General features: G+C 35.3%; 4 protein-coding genes, 2 tRNA genes and 1 pseudogene. 2 read left to right on the top strand and 5 right to left on the bottom strand.

What is annotated here, in order from left to right:
• Both ABZA26_RS08350 and ABZA26_RS08345 read left to right on the top strand, forming a co-directional pair.
• Positions 1 to 666, top strand: a 666-nt coding sequence (locus ABZA26_RS08350; protein ID WP_372714065.1) for an AzlC family ABC transporter permease, incomplete at its 5' end; no start/stop codon positions are given.
• Entirely contained in the window at positions 656 to 958 is a 303-nt protein-coding gene (locus ABZA26_RS08345; protein ID WP_372714064.1) for an AzlD domain-containing protein, read from the top strand. The genes ABZA26_RS08350 and ABZA26_RS08345, both read left to right, overlap by 11 nt.
• A 430-nt stretch (positions 959 to 1,388) precedes the next feature.
• Here the strand turns inward: ABZA26_RS08345 and ABZA26_RS08340 are convergent, their stop codons facing one another.
• The 5 genes and pseudogenes from ABZA26_RS08340 to ABZA26_RS08320 all read right to left on the bottom strand — a co-directional run.
• Positions 1,389 to 3,014: a mechanosensitive ion channel family protein gene (locus ABZA26_RS08340; protein ID WP_372714066.1), complete on the bottom strand. Its 1,626-nt coding sequence runs from the start codon at positions 3,012 to 3,014 to the stop codon at positions 1,389 to 1,391.
• Between the two features lie 190 nt (positions 3,015 to 3,204).
• On the bottom strand, positions 3,205 to 3,762 hold the full coding sequence (locus tag ABZA26_RS08335) for a nitroreductase family protein (protein WP_372714063.1): 558 nt from the start codon (positions 3,760 to 3,762) through the stop codon (positions 3,205 to 3,207).
• A gap of 160 nt (positions 3,763 to 3,922) precedes the next feature.
• Positions 3,923 to 4,006 (bottom strand) — tRNA-Leu (locus tag ABZA26_RS08330).
• A 7-nt stretch (positions 4,007 to 4,013) separates the two neighbouring features.
• A tRNA-Lys gene (locus ABZA26_RS08325) sits at positions 4,014 to 4,089 on the bottom strand.
• A gap of 120 nt (positions 4,090 to 4,209) precedes the next feature.
• Positions 4,210 to 4,588, bottom strand: a pseudogene (locus ABZA26_RS08320) (esterase); the annotation flags it as partial.

The raw sequence follows: 4,588 nt of genomic DNA, 5'->3' as shown, positions 1-4,588 counted from the left end.
CCTATTTTTATGGGATATTTCCCAATAGCTGTGACATTCGGGCTGATTGTAAAATCTGCAGGGTTGCCCGGTTATATGGCACTGTTTATGTCCATCACAAATTTCACAGGGGCCACACAGTTCATATCTTTGAACATGTTACTTTCCGGTGTCTCTCTTTGGAGTATTCTTCTGACGACTTTTATGATAAATGCCAGGTATTTCCTTATGTCTCTCTGTGTGGCAAACAAACTTCCCAGCGGTATTAGCAAAAGAGTAAAGGGAATTCTCGCTTTCGGTTTGACAGATGAAGTCTTTGTACTGGCTATGACAAAAAAAAATATGAACCTCAATTTTGTATTGGGGTCGCAGCTCATATCATGGCTTGGCTGGACAAGTGGGACACTTGTGGGAATAGTCGCTGCTGACTTCTTACCGGAATCCATATCTGCCAGTACCGGTATAGCCATATACATAATGTTTCTCGGGCTTATTCTTCCTGCTATAAAAAATTCCAAAGAGATTGCAGTCGTCACTTCAATAGGAATAATAATAAGTTCCATTTTTTTTTATATCCCACAGCTGAAAAACCTTGTGGGTAACTGGAGGGTTATTATAACTATTGTAATCACAGCAGCCTTGGGAGCCTTGCTTTTCCCTGTGAAGGAGGAAGAAAATGGAAATTAAATTTTTGATAATAATTCTGGGGAGTATGTTTATAAATTATTTTTTAAGGGCTGTACCAATCCTTTCCCACAGCGGAAAAAAACCTGGTAGATTTCTGAAATCCTTTTTAGAGTACATTCCCTTTGCAGCAATCGGAGCCTTGCTTTTTCCGGATGTGCTTTACTCTACAGGTAGTATCTGGATATCTGTCCTGGGTGCTATTTTTGCCGGATCACTTATTCTTCTCAAAAAAAATATGCTCTTGGTTATATCAGGGACTATTTTTTTGGTCTATCTCCTAAATTTAATATGATACGGAGATTTTGTGATTTTCATTTGAAAGTTTTTAAAATTTTATGTTATTCTGATTAATAACAATTGAAAAATTATATAGAATGATTATTATAATTATATGCTAAAAGAGTTTCTACTTGGAGGTTACAATCCTCCTAATAACGGCACATATTATGTGTCTTCTGTTACGCTTCTCTTTTGTTATGTTACAAGCCTAGCCACAGGACATATACTTTGGCCGGGCTTTTTTTTATAATTCTCTTTTACATCAACAAAGTAGATATAAAGCAAGTTGATCATAAAGACGGAACTTTCATATTAAACACCGAAAAAAATCTTCTTTCGACCTTGGTTATTGACATATTTCCCCAAAAAAAATGAAGATTATTAGATAACAAAAAACCTGGGAATAAATCCCAGGTTTAAAATCTTTCTTAAATATTTTAGGGTTATATTTCAATATCTTGCTTTACTTCATCTTCATTTTTAAATATAAGCACCCGTCTTGCAAAAGGAATCTCTATGCCTTCATTATCAAATTCATCTTTTATCATGTTTCTGAGCTCATAAGCCACGTTGAAATGATGCCCAGGTCTCACCTTTGTAAAGGTTCTTATTAGAAGTTCCGATTCTCCAAACTCTTTTATTCCCTGGACTACCAGTTCCTCCAATACACTGGAGTTTTTCTCCTTAATTTTTTTCCCTACATTTGTCAGAACACTAAATACATGTTTGAGATCGCTGTCATAAGCTACACCTACTTCTACAACGGCAAAAGTGTATCCCTTGGAATAATTTTCCACGCCATTTATCTGACCATTCCTCAGTATATGAAGCTGTCCGTTAGGATCCCTTATTTTGGTGGTTCTGAGAAATACCGATTCTACTATTCCTCTGGCTGACCCTGTTTCTATATAGTCCCCTACCAGAAATATGCTTTCAAAAAGAATAAATATACCTGCAACTACATCATTTATTAATGACTGGGCTCCCATACCTATCACCAGACCAAAAATACCGGCACCGGCAAGTATAGGAAGGGGATTTATATTGAGGGCTCTCAGCATAAGTACAAAGGCGATAAAATACACTACACTTTGCAGTATGGACTTAGTTATAGGAACCAGTGTCTGCCTCTGCTTGTTTAGCAGCTGATTTTCTGACTTGACCATATATTTATCCACAAAAAACTTAAGAAGTTCCACAATAACACGGGTTATAAAGAATATTCCTATTATCTGCACAATTGCCGTTCCAAAGGGAACAAATTTTGCAAAAAAACTAATCTGAAGCATCGCCAGAGATGTAACCCATATATAAATAACATATTCCAGACACCTTCTAAATAGAGGCAGTAAATTATTCAGTCGGTTGTACCATCCCACGTAGTCTTCACGATACCAGTACCTTTTACTGAGGTCTTCCAGACTGTCTACAACTGCAGTAGCTGCCTTTGTAAACAGCATTCCCCCTGAGATAATCAGATATATTTTTAGAAGTACATACATGTTGCTCAAAAAAACTTCCGGGAACATCATTAGTTTCATCACATATATAACCACTAGAAATTTTGTACAATTTTTTACAATTATACGCAGTCTGAGAAAAAAACTGTCTATTGTTTCATTATTTGAGCTGATATTTTTATAGGCTTTTGCACTGGCCTGCAGTTTGTCCAATATCTTCAAGACAATCTTTATAAAATAATGAGCAACTACCACAGCTAAGGCTATTTTTATTGATCCTTTAAGAAGTTCTATCCAGAACTCGCTTGGTATCTTTGATGCCAGATCCAGGGCATTATCATAAATACCTATTTTTTTATAAAGCAGGTATCCGTTATAACTCATCAAAATTATAAAAATAAGAATATATATATAGATTAAAAATCTTTTGATTTTTTTCAGAATCATATTAGACTGCTCTTTGTATTTTTTTAAAAAAGATATATAGTCTATTTTTTTAAATAAAACTTTAAAAATAATATATATCATCAAAAAAAGAACACTAACAGAGAGCAGCTCTCCTGCCACAAATATGATATCCTTTAGAAAAAATTGAAATGTTTCAAACATCTCCACTCTATTCACCTCTTTTTCATTAAAAATAATTTGCTCTAAAATGCAAAATAAAAATAATTTTGGTATATTTCTTCATATACAAAAATTCCTGGTTCAATCCTACTTTTAATAAGCATCATCAAAAAATTAAAAGTTAAGCCCCTATACCTCTCCTGTTTATTTCATAAATTTTAAATATGGAAGTTTATCTTATTATCTTATAATACTCCTCTTTTCTCTTTATCTTTGATATATTTTTATTTTTTATGTAACCCACCGCTATGGCAAAATAAGGAGTATAACTATCTGGGATATCATATTCTTTTATCAGTTCACTTTTACATACCTCACCCAGTGCCTTTTTTACCAGACCGTTCCAGCATGTTCCTATCCCCATGGCCTCTGCCTGGAGTGATATATTTTGTGTCGCCGCCGATATCCCCTCTATCGGAGATACAGCATCATCCCTGTACGACACTATTATAACCGTTCTGGCTCCGTAAAATAGATCGTAATTTGATTTTATCAGCAGGTTATTCACAAATTCATCTTGCGGGTTCAGAGTCCCTTTAGCTTTTTCATTCAGAGCCTTTATCATTTCATAATTTTGAATCACTGTGAAAAACCATGGCTGATCATTATGACCACTAGGAGCATATCTACCTGCTTCTAGCAAGATCATAAGTTCCTCTTCTTTTATGATCTCATCTGTAAAGGATCTCGTCGTTCTTCTGCTCTTTAGAACCTCTAGTATATCGTGCATCTATACTTCTCCTTTTGTATCTTTTCTCGTATAGGAATATTATACCAAAATTTATCCTTTAAATCATTTTTATCATAAGGCTTTCTCTGAATTTTTCATATTATTTTATAGTTTTCCATGAAAATAAAAAAAACAGCTCCGAAAAGCTGCTTGCATTCATTGGTGCGGAGGGGGAGACTTGAACTCCCACGTCGAAGACACTAGATCCTAAGTCTAGCGCGTCTGCCAATTCCGCCACCCCCGCATTTGAGTGGTGCGTCACACAGGGGTTGAACCTGTGACAACACGATTAAAAGTCGTGTGCTCTACCAACTGAGCTAGTGACGCATATTATTATCATATCTGTAAATTCCTTTTTCTTGAAACAACAGATATGATAATATCATAACTACATAACTTTGTCAAAAGTTTTTTATAATTTGAAATAAAAGATATTAAATCCAACTCCTATTTCAGCTTATCATAAAAATATTTCAGAAGGTTGGGAAGATCCTTAGCCACATAATTCCAGGAATGGGATTCCCCCCTATAGAGGTGGGCATTATAATTAAATCCGTATTTTTTCAGCCTTCCCACTACGTCTACCCATTGTTGCAGCATGAGATAGGGCTCCTTATCTTCGTCCCCCACACTGAGGTAAAAGTATTTATCTTTTAATTTTTGAGGATTTTTTCTACCATATGCTTTTATCAGAGAATAGGGGTCCTGCCTTATTATCTGATATCCCCATGAACCAAATACCTCTACAAAATGACGACCGTCCCCTTCTCCGAAAATAAACTGAGGTACGTAAAGCATTCTTATCACCCTCATTACTCTCCGGTTG

This window comes from Ilyobacter sp., assembly GCF_041583315.1.
Taxonomy (GTDB): domain Bacteria; phylum Fusobacteriota; class Fusobacteriia; order Fusobacteriales; family Fusobacteriaceae; genus Ilyobacter.
Note: the sequence above shows the minus strand (reverse complement) of the source record. Positions and strands in the feature narration are given on the sequence as shown.